This is a genomic window from Thauera phenolivorans (assembly GCF_001696715.1).
Classification (GTDB): domain Bacteria; phylum Pseudomonadota; class Gammaproteobacteria; order Burkholderiales; family Rhodocyclaceae; genus Thauera; species Thauera phenolivorans.
The window spans coordinates 363,199-377,753 of sequence record NZ_MBFM01000001.1; the positions used below are offsets into that span (position 1 = coordinate 363,199).

A 14,555-nucleotide genomic window follows, 5' to 3' on the forward strand; every position below is an offset into this window, starting at 1 on the left:
CCCCATGCGGATCTCCGCCATCAGCGTGGTCAGCCCGAGGGTGAGCAGGAAGGCGATCAGGCCCCACATCGCGATCTTCAGCCGGCGTCGGCTCGCACGCGCGTCGCCGCCCTCGAACCAGCCCCACTTCACCGCCAGCCGGTACAAGCCGACGCTGCCATGCACTTCGACCGCGAACAGCAGCGCCAGATAGAGCGGCCAGAAACCGCCGGTCCACACGCGATCGGCGGACGCGTAGGGGCCGATCAGATCAGGATGCATGAACATCGCGTATAGATGCACCGGCGCGAGAAAGAACATCGCGAAGCCCGTCGCCACCTGCACGAACCACAGCACGGTGTCGCCGTGACGGAGCCGGCTGCCGTGGGTGGCAGCGATACGGTACTGGCGCCAGTCGGCAGGGAATTTGCGCAGCGCGAGCAGCGCATGCAGCGCGAACAGTAGCGAGATCACCGCAACGAAACTCGACACCAGCCAGGCCTGCGGACGGGGCAGGAAAAAATAGCCCTCGAAAAAGCGCGCCACTGCCCAAGCGACGTCCTCGCTGATCAGGATCGCCGAAACGAAGCCCATGTGCAGCCACATGAAGAGTGCGAGCGCGAGGCCGGTCAGGCTCTGGAGCACATCGAGCCGCGCGGGCCAGGTGGAGGCGGCAGGCGTGGGGAAGGCGCGGACAGCCGAGGGACGGGGCCGTGGAGATGCGTCGCGGCGCCGGAGCGAGCCGGGCGGCTCGTGCTCCACAGGGTGCGGGACACGGTGTTCTGAAGGCATGGTCGTACTGTACACCGCATCCTGCTGCGTTGCACAATAAGGCGCCGGGCGCGCCGCCGCGCAGTGCCCGCCGCCGATCGTGCAGCCACTGCTAGAATGCCTGAAGCCCTCTGCGCGGAGTCCCCGAATGTCCCGACACACCAAGATCGTCGCCACCCTCGGCCCCGCCTCCTCCGACCTGCAGACGCTAGAACGGATGGTCCATGCCGGTCTCGACCTGGTACGCATGAACTTCTCTCACGGCGAGGCGAAAGATCACGTGGCCCGCGCCGCGACCATCCGCGACGCGTCGGCGCGCGCCGGACGCCCGGTCGGCATCATCGCCGACCTGCAGGGGCCCAAGATCCGCATCGGCAGGTTCGAGAACGGCCGCGTGACGCTGACCCGCGACGCGCCCTTCATCCTCGACGCACGCTGCGAGCTGGGCAATGGACAGCGCGTCGGCCTCGACTACAAGGACCTGCCCAAGGACGTGAGGCCGGGCGACGTGCTGCAGCTCGACGACGGCCGGCTCAAGCTTACGGTACAGCGCGTGATCGGCCCCGAAATCCACACCACCGTCAAGGTGGGCGGCGAGCTGTCCAACAACAAGGGCATCAATCGCCAGGGCGGCGGCCTCACCGCGCCCTCCCTCACCGCCAAGGACATGGACGACATTCGCACCGCGGCGCGGATCGGGGTGGATTTTGTCGCCGTCTCCTTTCCCAAGAGCGCCGCCGACATGTACATGGCACGCCAGCTGCTGCGCGCTGCCGGCAGCACGGCGATGCTGATCGCCAAGATCGAGCGCACCGAGGCGGTCGCCAACCTCGACGAGATCCTCGAAGCCTCGGACGGCATCATGGTGGCGCGCGGCGACCTCGCGGTGGAGGTCGGCGACGCCGCGGTGCCAGCGTTGCAGAAGAAGATGATCCGCGCCGCGCGCGACCGCAACAAGCTCACCATCACCGCCACCCAGATGATGGAGTCGATGATCACCAGCCCGGTACCGACCCGCGCCGAGGTCTCGGACGTCGCCAACGCGGTGCTCGACGGCACCGACGCGGTGATGCTGTCGGCCGAGACCGCCTCCGGCCAGTTCCCGGTGGAGGTGGTGGAGGCGATGAGCCGGGTGTGCCTCGAGGCGGAGAAGTCCTCCGAGGTCAGCCTCGACCGCGAGGTGCTCAACCGGGTATTCACCCGCATCGATCAGTCGATCGCGATGGCGGCGATCTGGACCGCCTGGCACCTCAAGGTGAAGGCGATCGCCGCGCTCACCCAGACCGGCTCCACCGCGTTGTGGATGAGCCGGCTCAACGCCGGCCTGCCGATCTATGCCCTGACCCCGGAGATCAACGCCCGCAACCAGATGACGCTGTACCGCCAGGTGTACCCGCTGCTGATGAGTCAGACCCACCAGGACCGCGACGTGCTGCTGTGGGAGGCCGAGCAGGTGCTGCTGGAACAGGGCGTGGTCGACTACGGCGACCTCATCGTGCTCACCATCGGTGAGCCGATCGGCGCCTCGGGCGGCACCAACACGCTGAAGATCGTGCGCGTCGGCGAGCATCACAAACCGGGCACGCTGGACGACCCGGTCTGACGATGGATTCGCCCCCTGCAGGAGGCGCATTCGGCGCGACGCAGGCTAAAATACCACTTTCGATCGCCACGCCGCCCCCCTGCGGCCCTCTTCCGGAGAGACTCATGCCCCTCGTTTCCATGCGCCAGCTGCTCGACCACGCTGCCGAACACGGCTATGGCCTGCCCGCGTTCAACGTGAACAACCTCGAACAGGTCCAGGCCATCATGGAAGCCGCCGCCGAGTGCGACAGCCCGGTGATCATGCAGGCCTCGGCCGGCGCGCGTAAGTACGCGGGCGAAGCCTTCCTGCGCCACCTCATCGATGCCGCCGTCGAGGCTTATCCGAACATCCCGATCGTCATGCATCAGGACCACGGCCAGTCGCCCGCGGTGTGCATGGGCGCGATCCGCTCGGGCTTCTCCAGCGTGATGATGGACGGCTCGCTGCTGGAAGACGGCAAGACGCCCTCCTCCTACGAGTACAACGTCGCCGTCACCCGCGAGGTGGTGAAGTTCTCGCACGCCATCGGCGTCAGCGTCGAGGGCGAACTGGGCTGCCTCGGCTCGCTCGAGACCGGCCAGGCCGGCGAGGAAGACGGCGTCGGCGCCGAGGGCACGCTCGACCACAGCCAGATGCTGACCGACCCCGACCAGGCCGCCGACTTCGTCAAGCAGACCGACTGCGACGCGCTCGCCATCGCGATCGGCACCAGCCACGGCGCCTACAAATTCAGCCGCAAGCCCACCGGCGACATCCTCGCCATCGAGCGCGTCAAGGCCATCCATGCCCGCATCCCCAACACCCACCTGGTGATGCACGGGTCCAGCTCGGTGCCCCAGGAGCTGCTCGAGATCATCCGCCAGTACGGCGGCGACATGAAGGAGACCTACGGCGTGCCGGTCGAGGAGATCGTGCAGGGCATCAGGTACGGCGTGCGCAAGATCAACATCGACACCGACATCCGCCTGGCGATGACCGGGGCGGTGCGCAAGTTCCTGGTCGAGAACCCCTCCAAGTTCGACCCACGCGAATTCAACAAGCCTGCCCGTGAGGCCGCCAAGCAGGTTTGCAAGGCCCGCTTCGACGCCTTCGGCTGCGCCGGCATGGCCTCGAAGATCAAGCCCATCTCGCTCGAGAAGATGGCCGCGCGCTACAAGGCCGGCGAGCTGACCCAGGTCGTGCGCTGAGCGCACACGCCCGCTCGCCGAAAGACGCGCCTGACGGGCGCGTTTTTCGTTTCTGCGTTCAGCGCTCCATCGCCCGCATCATCGCCGCCCCTTCGCTCTGCAGGAACTCCAGCAGGGCATCGAGCGCGGGCGTCATCGGCCGGTCGGTGCGCGAGACCACGTTCCACTCCCGGATCACCGGCGTGTCGGCCACCTCCAGCCGCACCAGCCGGCCGCCGTCCACCTCGATCGCGAAGGTGTGGTGCGACAGGAAGGCGATCCCCATGCCGGCCATCACCGCCTGCTTGAGCGTTTCATTGCTGCCGAGCTCGTCGGCGGCGAGCGGCTTGACGCCATGGGCGCGCAGGAAGCGCTCGAGATTGTCGCGCGTGCCCGAGCCCTGCTCGCGCAGCAGCAGGCGCTCCTCGGTCAGCGCCGCCGGCGGAATATTGCGTCGCCCCGCGAGGCGGTGGTCCGGCCGCGCCACGAAGGACAGCCGGTGGGGGGCGAAGGGAATGCGGCGAAGGTCCAGCCCGCGCGGCGGCTGGCCCATGATCGCCACGTCGCAGCGCTGTTCCTGGAGCAGGGTACGCACGTGCTCGCGGTTCGCCACCGTGAGGCGGAAGCTGATCTCGGGATAGCGGCGACCGAACTCAGCCAGCAGGTGGGGCACGAAATACTCCGCGGTGGTGATCGCCACCACGTCGAGGGTTCCCGCCGCCACGCCCATCCTCGCCTTCAACTCGACCTCCGCCAGTTCCAGGCTTTGCAGCACCTGTCGCGCCGCGCGCACCATCACCTCGCCCGCCGCCGTCAGGCGGGCCTCGCGCCGGCCATCGACGAGCACCTGCCCCACGATCCCCTCCGCATCGCGGATCTGCATCGAGATCGCCGGCTGCGTCAGGTGCAGCAGCCGCGCGGCCTGCGTGAAGCTGGCGCAGTCGGCCACGGCCACCAGCGCACGGAGCTGTTTCAGGGTCAGTCGCTGGGCGAGCTTCATCAGAAAACCTTATCTCAAATGAACATGAATTCTCATTGGAGCTTATTTAACGAAACGCTTATTGTCCAGTCGTGACCACCCGATAAGCACACCAGAAGGAAGGAGACGAACATGGGCGCAGCCGATAACCCGCAGCAGATCCTCGATCCCAAGAAGCGCTACCAGGCCGGGGTGCTCAAGTATGCGCAGATGGGCTACTGGGACGCCGACTACGAGCCGAAGGACACCGACGTGCTCGCCGTCTTCCGCATCACCCCCCAGGAAGGCGTCGATCCGATCGAGGCCGCTGCCGCGGTCGCCGGCGAATCCTCCACCGCCACCTGGACCGTGGTGTGGACCGACCGCCTGACCGCCTGCGACAAGTACCGCGCCAAGGCCTATCGCATCGACCCGGTCCCGGGCCAGGAAGGCCAGTACTTCTGCTGGGTGGCCTACGACCTCGACCTGTTCGAGGAAGGCTCGATCGCCAACCTCACCGCCTCGATCATCGGCAACGTGTTCAGCTTCAAGCCGCTCAAGGCCGCACGCCTCGAGGACATGCGCCTGCCGGTGGCCTACGTGAAGACCTTCCGCGGCCCGCCGACCGGCATCGTCGTCGAGCGCGAGCGCCTCGAGAAGTACGGCCGCCCACTGCTGGGCGCGACCATGAAACCCAAGCTCGGCCTGTCGGGCAAGAACTACGGCCGCGTGGTGTACGAAGCCCTGCGCGGCGGCCTGGACTTCACCAAGGACGACGAGAACATCAACTCGCAGCCCTTCATGCACTGGCGCGACCGCTTCCTGTACTGCATGGAAGGCGTCAACCAGGCCGCGGCGCAGACCGGCGAGTCCAAGGGCCACTATCTCAACATCACCGCCGGCACCATGGAGGAGATGTACAAGCGCGCCGAATTCGCCCGCGAGCTGGGTTCGTGCATCGTCATGATCGACCTCGTGATCGGCTGGACCGCGATCCAGTCGATCAGCAACTGGTGCCGCGAGAACGACATGATCCTGCACATGCACCGCGCCGGCCACGGCACCTACACCCGGCAGAAGAACCACGGCGTGAGCTTCCGCGTGATCGCCAAGTGGCTGCGCCTGGCCGGCGTCGACCACCTGCACGCCGGCACCGCGGTCGGCAAGCTCGAGGGCGACCCGATGACGGTGCAGGGCTTCTACAACGTCTGCCGCGACACCTACACCAAGCAGGATCTGCCGCGCGGCCTGTTCTTCGACCAGGACTGGGCCAGCATCAAGCGCGTCATGCCGGTCGCCTCGGGCGGCATCCACGCCGGCCAGATGCACCAGCTGCTCGACCTGTTCGGCGACGAATGCGTGCTGCAGTTCGGCGGCGGCACCATCGGCCACCCGATGGGCATCCAGGCCGGCGCCACCGCCAACCGCGTCGCGCTCGAAGCGATGGTGCTCGCCCGCAACGAAGGCCGCGACATCCTCAACGAAGGCCCGCAGATCCTCGCCGACGCCGCCAAATGGTGCCAGCCGCTGCGTGCCGCGCTCGATACCTGGGGCGACATCACCTTCAACTACACCAGCACCGACACCTCCGACTTCGTGCCCACCGCCAGCGTCGCGTAAGGCATCACCGCATCGCACATCGCCTCTGCCGCGCCCCCGAGCGGGCGCGCGGCAGGCGGCCTGCACCCCGCATTCGAGGAGACACCATCATGCGCATCACCCAAGGCTGCTTTTCCTTCCTGCCCGACCTCAGCGACAGCCAGATCGCGGCGCAGATCAACTACTGCCTCGAGCAGGAGTGGGCGGTCGCGATCGAGTTCACCGACGACCCCCATCCCCGCAACACCTACTGGAACATGTGGGGCCTGCCGATGTTCGACCTGCGCGACCCCGCCGGCGTGATGGGCGAACTCAAGGCCTGCCGCGAGGCCAACCCCGAGAACTACATCCGCATCAACGCCTTCGACTCCACCAAGGGCTGGGAGACGGTGCGCATGTCCTTCATCGTCCAGCGCCCCACCGCCGAGCCCGGCTTCCGCCTCATCCGCCAGGAGACGCAGGGCCGCAACCTGCGCTACACGATGGAGAGCTACGCCGTCGGCCGCAACCCGGAAGGCGCGCGCTACGCGGGCTGACCGGACGATCGCGCGACCGCCGTTAGCAGCGGCGACCGCCGCATCACCGCCGTCATCGCGGCGGTCGCCGCGCCTACCTGCCTTTCCGCGCGCCCACACAGGAGACGAGACCATGAACGCCCCCGAGAACGCCCCCGCCACGAGAATCGACCTCGCCGCCGAATTCCGCGACGCCGGCATCGGCGAAGTGCTCGACACCCTGGAGCGCGACCTCGTCGGCCTCGCCCCGGTCAAGCGCCGCGTGCGCGAGATCGCCGCCCTGCTGCTCGTCGATCGCGTGCGCCAGCGCCTCGGCCTGGCCACCGAGCACCCCTCGCTGCACATGAGCTTCAGCGGCAATCCCGGCACCGGCAAGACCACGGTGGCGATGCGGATGGCCGAGATCCTGCACCGCCTCGGCTACTGCCGTCGCGGCCACGTGGTGGCGGTGACCCGCGACGACCTCGTCGGCCAGTACATCGGCCACACCGCGCCGAAGACCAAGGAAGTGCTCAAGCGCGCGATGGGCGGCGTGCTCTTCATCGATGAGGCCTACTACCTCTACCGTCCCGAGAACGAGAAGGACTATGGCCAGGAGGCGATCGAGATCCTCCTGCAGGTGATGGAGAATCAGCGCGACGATCTCGTCGTGATCCTTGCCGGCTACGCGGACCGAATGGAGCGCTTCTTCGAATCCAACCCCGGCATGAAGTCGCGCATCGCCCACCATGTCGACTTCCCCGACTACGGCGACGACGAGCTCGGCGAGATCGCCGAGCGCATGCTCGCCAGCTGGAACTACCGCTTCGACGAGGACGCCCGCCGCGCCTTCGACGACTACATCGTGCTCCGTCGCCGCCAGCCCCACTTCGCCAACGCGCGCAGCATCCGCAATGCGCTCGACCGCATGCGCCTGCGTCAGGCACTGCGACTGTTCGAATCCGGCGCGACGGTCGATGCCGAGGCGCTCACCACGATCACCGAGGCCGACGTGCGCGCGAGCCGCCACTTTCAGCCCGACGAAGCCGCCGACGCCCTGCCCGAGCGCGCCGCACCCGCCACGAACACATAACGCCAAAAAACCAGTCCGGTCCCGTACCGGAGGAGACAAGCCATGTTCAGCCTCGAACGCCGCACGCTCACCGAATACCTGATCGATCACCGCCGCCGCAACCCGGAGGCCACCGGCGAGCTCAACGCGCTGATCCTGCAGGTCGCCCAGGCCTGCAAGGCGATCTCGCGCGCGGTCGCCCACGGCGCGCTCGCCGACGTGCTCGGCAGCCGCGACAGCACCAACGTGCAGGGCGAGGAGCAGAAGAAGCTCGACGTGCTCGCCGACGAGATCTTCCTGCGCGCCACCCACTGGGGCGGCGAGCTCGCCGGCATGGTCTCGGAGGAAAACGAGGCGCCGATCCCGCTGCCGGCCAGCGACCAGCGCGGCAAGTACCTGCTCGCCTTCGACCCGCTCGATGGCTCCTCGAACATCGACGTCAATGTGGCGGTGGGCTCGATCTTCTCCATCCTGCGTGCCGTCACGCCGGGCGAGGACGCCGCCGCCGCCGACTTCCTCCAGCCCGGCACCCGCCAGGTCGCCGCCGGCTACGCGATCTACGGCCCCTCCACGATGCTGGTGCTCTCGGTCGGCAGTGGCGTCGCCGGCTTCACCCTCGACCCGATCATCGGCGAGTTCTACCTCACCCACCCCGACATCCGCGTGCCGGAGAAGACGCGCGAGTTCGCCATCAACGCCTCCAACTCGCGCTTCTGGGAGCAGCCGGTGCGGCGCTATGTGGACGAGTGCCTCGCCGGCCGCACCGGTCCGCGCGGGGTGGACTTCAACATGCGCTGGATCGCCTCGCTGGTGGCCGAGACCCACCGCATCCTGATGCGCGGCGGCGTGTTCCTCTACCCGCGCGACCGCAAGGATCCCGCCAAGCCGGGACGACTTCGCCTGCTCTACGAATGCAACCCGGTCGGCTTCCTCATCGAGCAGGCCGGCGGCCGCGCCAGCACCGGCGTGCGTCCGGTGCTCGAGGTGCAGCCCGAGAGCCTGCACCAGCGCGTCGGCTTCGTGTTCGGCTCCAAGGAGGAAGTCGAGCGCATCGAGCGCTACCACGCCGAGCCCGTCATCGGCGGCCAGCAGGACGAACTGCCGCTGTTCCACGGCCGCTCGCTGTTCGGCGACACCGAATTCGCTCAATAAGACCCCAGGGGAAACACCATGTCCGAACGTCATCCGATCGTCGCCATCACCGGCTCGTCCGGCGCGGGCACCAGCACCGTGCAGCGCACCTTCGAGGAGATCTTCCGCCGCGAGGGCGTGACCGCAGCCGTCATCGAAGGTGACAGCTTCCACGCCTACGAGCGCAAGACGATGCGCGAGAAGCTCGCCGCCTGCGAGGTCGACGGCGGCTGCCAGCTCAGCCACTTCGGTCCCGAGGCCAACCTCTTCGGCGAAATCGAGAACCTCTTCCGCAGCTACGGCGAGTCGGGCGGCGGCAAGCGTCGCAAGTACCTGCACAACGCAGAAGAGGCAGAACCCTGGAAGCAGGAGCCGGGCACCTTCACGCCCTGGGAAGACCTGCCGACCGGTACCGACCTGCTGTTCTACGAGGGCCTGCACGGCGCCGTGCAGCATGAGGACATCGACGTCGCCCGCTTCGTCGACCTGCTGATCGGCGTGGTCCCCGTGGTCAACCTCGAGTGGATCCAGAAGCTGCACCGCGACAAGAACACCCGCGGCTACTCCACCGAGGCCGTCACCGACACCATCCTGCGGCGCATGCACGACTACGTGCATTACATCTGCCCGCAGTTCGCGCGCACCCATGTGAACTTCCAGCGCGTGCCGATGGTGGACACCTCGAACCCCTTCATCGCGCGCGCGATACCGACCGCGGACGAGTCGATGGTGGTGATCCGCTTCGCCAACCCCAAGGGGATCGACTTCCCCTACCTGCTCAACATGATCAACGACAGCTTCATGAGCCGCGCCAACACCATCGTCGTGCCGGGCGGAAAGATGGAGCTGGCGATGCAGCTCATCTTCACCCCCTTCATCTGGCGCCTGATGGAAAGACGCCGCAAGGCGCTGGCGCAGTAAGGCACGCACCCGCGAATCCGCGCGACCGCCAGACAAGCATCCACGCCGAGCGGAGAGCCGGGGGTGTTCCTGAAGCGGGCGAGGACTGTCCGAGCCCGAAGGGCGAGTTCCGCAGCCCGCGGAAGGAACACCCCCGGCTAGGCCGCGGGTTCCTGGAACGCTCTTCGGCCGAGGAGGGATTTTTTTGACCCCACCAGCCTCACGGCCCGTGCCTGCGTAGCGTGGTGCCTGAACAACGGCTGTAGACGACATTCCCAATTCTTGGAGAGCCCCGATGAACATGCGACTCACCCAGGCGCCGGTCGACACCCTCTGCGCCGACGCGCTCCGCTTCCTCGCCATCGACGCCGTCGAAGCCGCCAAGTCCGGCCATCCCGGCATGCCGATGGGCATGGCCGAGATCGCGGTGGCGCTGTGGACCCGCCACCTCAAGCACGATCCCGCCGACCCCGCCTGGCCCGACCGCGACCGCTTCGTGCTCTCCAACGGCCACGGCTCCATGCTGCTCTACGCCCTGCTCCACCTCAGCGGCTACGACCTGCCGCTCGACGAGCTCGGGCGCTTCCGCCAGCTCGACAGCCGCACCCCCGGCCACCCCGAAGTCGGCCACACCCCCGGCGTGGAAACCACCACCGGCCCGCTCGGCCAGGGCCTCGCCAACGCCGTGGGAATGACGCTCGCCGAGAAGCTGCTCGCCGCCGAATTCAACCGCCCCGGCCACGCCATCGTCGACCACCGCACCTGGGTCTTCCTCGGCGACGGCTGCCTGATGGAAGGCATCAGCCACGAGGCCACCAGCTTCGCCGGCGTGCAGCGGCTGTCGAAGCTGATCTGCTTGTGGGACGATAACCGCATCTCGATCGATGGTGACGTCGAAGGCTGGTTCGCCGACGACACCCCGGCACGCTTCCGCGCCTACGGCTGGAACGTCGTCGAGGCGGTCGACGGCCACGACGTCGAGGCGGTCGACCGCGCCATCCGCGCCGCGCTCGACAACGCGGCGAACGACTGCGGGCCGACGCTGATCTGCTGCCGGACGACGATCGGCAGGGGCAGCCCGGGTCGCGCGGGCAGCGCCGACGTGCATGGCGCGCCGCTCGGCGCCGAGGAGATCGCCGCCACCCGCGCCGCGCTCGGCTGGGCGCACGCGCCGTTCGAGATCCCCGACGAGGTCCGCCGCGCCTTCGACGCCCGCCACCGCGGCGCGACGCAACACACCGACTGGCAGGCCCGCTTCGACGACTACGCCGCAGCCTTCCCCGACGACGCGGAGTCGTTCCGCCGTCGCATGGCGGGCGAGCTGCCGGTGGGCTTCGGCGTGCTGTCGAACGCGATCCTGCGCGGCGTGCATAACGACGGTGCAACCGTCGCCACCCGCAAGGCCAGCCAGCAGGCGATCGGCCGCCTGGCGCGCGCGCTGCCCGAACTGCTCGGCGGCTCCGCCGACCTCACCCACTCCAATCTCACCGACTGGCCGGGCTGCGGCGCGGTGCGCGCCGACGCGCCGGGACGCCACATCAACTGGGGGGTGCGCGAGTTCGGCATGGCAGCGGCGCTCAACGGCATCGCGCTCCATGGTGGCTTCATCCCCTTCGGCGCCACCTTCCTGGTGTTCTCGGACTACGCCCGCAACGCGATCCGCATGAGCGCGCTGATGAAGCAGCGCGTCGTGTATGTGATGACCCACGACTCGATCGGCCTCGGCGAGGACGGCCCCACCCACCAGCCGGTCGAGCACATCCCCAGCCTGCGCCTGATCCCGGGGCTGGACGTCTGGCGCCCGTGCGACGCGGTGGAAACCCAGGCCGCCTGGAACGCGGCGGTCGCCCGCCGCGACGGACCCAGCCTGCTCGCCCTGTCGCGCCAGAACCTGCCGCACCAGCCGCGCGCGGCCGATCAGCTGCAGGCGATCGCCCGCGGGGGCTACGTGCTCGCCGACGCGCAGGCGCTGGCGCTGGTGATCATCGCCACCGGCTCGGAAGTGGCGCTGGCGATGGCGGCGCGCGAGGCGCTCGCCGCGGAAGGCGTCGGGGTACGCGTCGTCTCCATGCCCTGCACCGCCGTCTTCGACCGCCAGCCCACCGACTACCGGCGCAGCGTGCTGCCGCCGAGCGTGCCGCGGCTGGTGATCGAGGCCGCGCGCAGCGACGGCTGGTGGCGCTACCTCGCCGGGGTGCGCGGCACCGTCGTCGGCATGGACGGTTTCGGCGAATCGGCGCCTGCTGCCGCGCTGCTGCAGCGCTACGGCTTCCACACCGAAGCCGTGCTCGCCCAGGCGCGCAGCCTGCTGCAGCCCGACTGACCAATCCGGACGATCCCGATGGAGGACACCCCGATGAATTTCGTGCATCTCGCCGAGCTCGACCTCGCCGGCAAACGGGTCTTCATCCGCGCCGACCTGAACGTGCCGCTCGACGCCGACGGCACGATCGCGGACGACAGCCGGATCCGGGCCAGCCTGCCCGCGATCCACCTCTGCCTCGAGGCCGGTGCGGCAGTGATGATCACGTCGCACCTCGGCCGCCCCGTCGAGGGTGCGCTGACGCCGGCGGATTCGCTCGCCCCGGTCGCGGCCTGCCTCGGCGAGCTGCTCGGGCGGCCGGTCCCGCTGGTCCCGGACTGGACCGACGGCGACTTCTCCCTGCAGCCGGGCGAGGTCGTGCTGTTCGAGAACTGCCGCGGCAACGTCGGCGAGAAGGCCGACGATCCGCGGCTCGCCGCGCGCATCGCCAGCTTCATCGACGTCTATGTGAACGACGCCTTCGGCACCGCCCACCGCAAGGAGTGCACGCTGCACGCGCTGGCACTGGCCGCGCCCGTGACCTGCGCCGGCCCGCTGATGGCGGGCGAGCTCGAGGCGCTCGGTCGCGCGCTCGCCCGGCCGGCGCGGCCGCTGGCCGCCATCGTCGCCGGCGCCAAGGTGTCGACCAAGCTCACCATCCTGGAGAGCCTGACCGACAAGGTCGATGTGCTGGTGCTGGGCGGCGGCATCGCCAACACCTTCCTCGCCGCACGCGGCTGCGAAGTCGGCGCCTCGCTGCACGAGCCGGACCTGGTCGACGCCGCGCGGCGGGTGGAACGCCGGCTCGCAGAACGCGGCGGCGTGGTGTGGCTGCCGGAAGACGTGGTGATCGCCGACCGCTTCGCCGCCGACGCGGACGCCCGCATCTGCGATTCGGAGAGCGTGCCGGCGGGCTGGATGATCCTCGACATCGGTCCGCAGAGCCGCGACTCGCTCGCCAGCACGCTCGCGCGCGCCGGCACAATCGTATGGAACGGTCCGGTGGGCGTGTTCGAGATGGGCGCCTTCGCTGCCGGCACCCGTCGCCTGGCCGAGGCGATCGCCGCCAGTCCGGCCTACAGCATCGCCGGGGGCGGCGACACCCTGGCGGCGATCGCGCGCTTCGGCGTCGGCGAGCGCATCGATTACATCTCCACCGGCGGCGGCGCCTTCCTCGAATTCCTCGAGGGCCGCGAACTGCCCGCCGTCGCCGCGCTGCGCGACCGCGCCCGGCCTGCCGGCGGCCTCGTCGAGCCGACGAGGCGCCTCGAGCACGAACCCGAAACCATCTGAACCCGACCAAGGAAGCCCCGATGGCAATGATCGCCCTACGACAGCTGCTCGACCACGCCGCCGACCACGATTACGGCGTGCCCGCCTTCAACATCAACAACATGGAGCAGATCCAGGCCATCATGCTCGCCGCCGAGGCGACCGACAGCCCGGTGATCCTGCAGGCTTCGGCCGGCGCGCGCGGCTACGCCGGCGAGGCCTTCCTGAAGAAGATGGTCGAGGCCGCCGTCGAGCAATGGCCCGACATCCCGGTCTGCCTGCACCAGGACCACGGCGCCAGCCCGGCGGTGTGCCAGCAGTCGATCCGCAGCGGTTTCACCAGCGTGATGATGGACGGCTCGCTGCGCGCGGACATGAAGACCCCGGCGAGCTACGACTACAACGTGGACGTCACCCGCCGCGTGGTCGAGATGGCGCATGCGGTGGGGGTGTCAGTGGAAGGCGAACTCGGCTGCCTCGGCTCGCTCGAGACCGGCCAGGCCGGTGAGGAGGACGGCGTCGGCGCCGAAGGCACGCTGGACCACAGCCAGATGCTCACCGACCCCGCGGAGGCCGCCGACTTCGTCGCCGCCACCGGGGTCGATGCGCTCGCGGTGGCGATCGGCACCAGCCACGGCGCCTACAAGTTCACCCGCCCCCCCACTGGCGACATCCTCGCCATCGAGCGCATCGCCGCCATCCACGCTCGCATCCCCGACACCCATCTGGTGATGCATGGTTCCTCCAGCGTGCCGCAGGAATGGCTCGCCATCATCCGCGAGCACGGCGGCGAGATCGGCGAGACCTACGGCGTGCCGGTCGAGGCGATCGTGCACGGCATCCGCAATGGCGTGCGCAAGGTCAACATCGACACCGACCTGCGCCTGGCGATGAGCGGCGCGATGCGCCGGCTGATGGCCACCGACCGCAAGGAGTTCGATCCACGCAAGTTCTTCAAGGCCGCGCGCGACGCCGCACGCGACATCTGCCGCGCGCGCTTCGAGGCCTTCGGCTGCGCGGGGCAGGCCAGCCGCATCAGGCCACTGCCGCTGGACGCGCTCGCGCGGCGCTATGCCGCCGCGGCCCACTGAGGACCTCGCCGCCACGCGCTGACGCCTCGCCACGCAGCCCCTTCGTCCCGCCGGCGGATCACCGCCACGCTGGCGGCGCCTCGGGCGGCGCCTCCTTTCCCTCTCCCTGCCTTCGGGCCTTTCGCCCGCTTCCCACTCCGGAAGCGGGCTTTTTTACTTGCGCAAGGAGACGCGTCGCTCCGCTCGCGTGCAACGGTCCGCTTGTCACGGCGCAAGCCCGCGGGCAAGAATGCCG

At 68.9% G+C, this 14,555-nt stretch carries 12 protein-coding genes; 10 read left to right on the top strand and 2 right to left on the bottom strand.

What is annotated here, in order from left to right; genetic code table 11:
* A partial coding sequence (locus BB334_RS17365; RefSeq protein ID WP_083200262.1) for a fumarate reductase cytochrome b subunit occupies positions 1 to 624 on the bottom strand: 624 nt, incomplete at its 3' end.
* A gap of 274 nt (positions 625 to 898) precedes the next feature.
* Here BB334_RS17365 and pyk point away from each other — a divergent pair.
* Together pyk and fba (BB334_RS01725) are read left to right on the top strand one after the other, a co-directional pair.
* On the top strand, positions 899 to 2,353 hold the full coding sequence (gene pyk / locus BB334_RS01720; RefSeq protein ID WP_068803707.1) for a pyruvate kinase: 1,455 nt from the start codon (positions 899 to 901) through the stop codon (positions 2,351 to 2,353).
* Between the two features lie 104 nt (positions 2,354 to 2,457).
* Complete coding sequence (gene fba, locus BB334_RS01725; RefSeq protein ID WP_068803709.1) at positions 2,458 to 3,522, top strand: class II fructose-bisphosphate aldolase; 1,065 nt, start codon at positions 2,458 to 2,460, stop codon at positions 3,520 to 3,522.
* Between the two features lie 58 nt (positions 3,523 to 3,580).
* Here fba (BB334_RS01725) and BB334_RS01730 read toward each other — a convergent pair whose 3' ends face one another.
* Entirely contained in the window at positions 3,581 to 4,501 is a 921-nt protein-coding gene (locus tag BB334_RS01730; protein ID WP_068803711.1) for a LysR substrate-binding domain-containing protein, read from the bottom strand.
* Between the two features lie 111 nt (positions 4,502 to 4,612).
* On the opposite strand from BB334_RS01730, the gene BB334_RS01735 reads away from it, so the two are divergent.
* The 8 genes from BB334_RS01735 (at position 4,613) to fba (BB334_RS01770) (ending at position 14,320) form a co-directional block, all read left to right on the top strand.
* On the top strand, positions 4,613 to 6,079 hold the full coding sequence (locus BB334_RS01735) for a form I ribulose bisphosphate carboxylase large subunit (protein WP_068803713.1): 1,467 nt from the start codon (positions 4,613 to 4,615) through the stop codon (positions 6,077 to 6,079).
* Positions 6,080 to 6,168: 89 nt separating this feature from the next.
* On the top strand, positions 6,169 to 6,594 hold the full coding sequence (locus BB334_RS01740; RefSeq protein WP_068803715.1) for a ribulose bisphosphate carboxylase small subunit: 426 nt from the start codon (positions 6,169 to 6,171) through the stop codon (positions 6,592 to 6,594).
* Positions 6,595 to 6,706: 112 nt separating this feature from the next.
* A complete protein-coding gene (gene cbbX, locus BB334_RS01745) occupies positions 6,707 to 7,645 on the top strand; it encodes a CbbX protein (RefSeq protein ID WP_068803717.1) in 939 nt (312 codons plus the stop codon).
* Between the two features lie 42 nt (positions 7,646 to 7,687).
* Positions 7,688 to 8,776, top strand: coding sequence for a class 1 fructose-bisphosphatase (locus BB334_RS01750; protein ID WP_068803719.1), 1,089 nt, complete (start codon positions 7,688 to 7,690; stop codon positions 8,774 to 8,776).
* Positions 8,777 to 8,794: 18 nt separating this feature from the next.
* The gene (locus tag BB334_RS01755) at positions 8,795 to 9,676 is read left to right on the top strand and encodes a phosphoribulokinase (RefSeq protein ID WP_068803721.1); all 882 of its coding nucleotides are present in this window, start codon (positions 8,795 to 8,797) and stop codon (positions 9,674 to 9,676) included.
* Between the two features lie 274 nt (positions 9,677 to 9,950).
* Positions 9,951 to 11,978 carry a transketolase gene (tkt, locus tag BB334_RS01760; RefSeq protein ID WP_068803722.1) on the top strand — a complete coding sequence of 676 codons (2,028 nt, stop codon included), beginning with the start codon at positions 9,951 to 9,953 and terminating at the stop codon, positions 11,976 to 11,978.
* 33 nt (positions 11,979 to 12,011) lie between these two features.
* The gene (locus tag BB334_RS01765) at positions 12,012 to 13,250 is read left to right on the top strand and encodes a phosphoglycerate kinase (protein ID WP_068804402.1); all 1,239 of its coding nucleotides are present in this window, start codon (positions 12,012 to 12,014) and stop codon (positions 13,248 to 13,250) included.
* A 20-nt stretch (positions 13,251 to 13,270) separates the two neighbouring features.
* Positions 13,271 to 14,320 (top strand): class II fructose-bisphosphate aldolase, encoded by a 1,050-nt coding sequence (gene fba / locus BB334_RS01770; protein WP_068803725.1) that lies wholly within the window; start codon positions 13,271 to 13,273, stop codon positions 14,318 to 14,320.
* Positions 14,321 to 14,555: the final 235 nt, after the last annotated feature.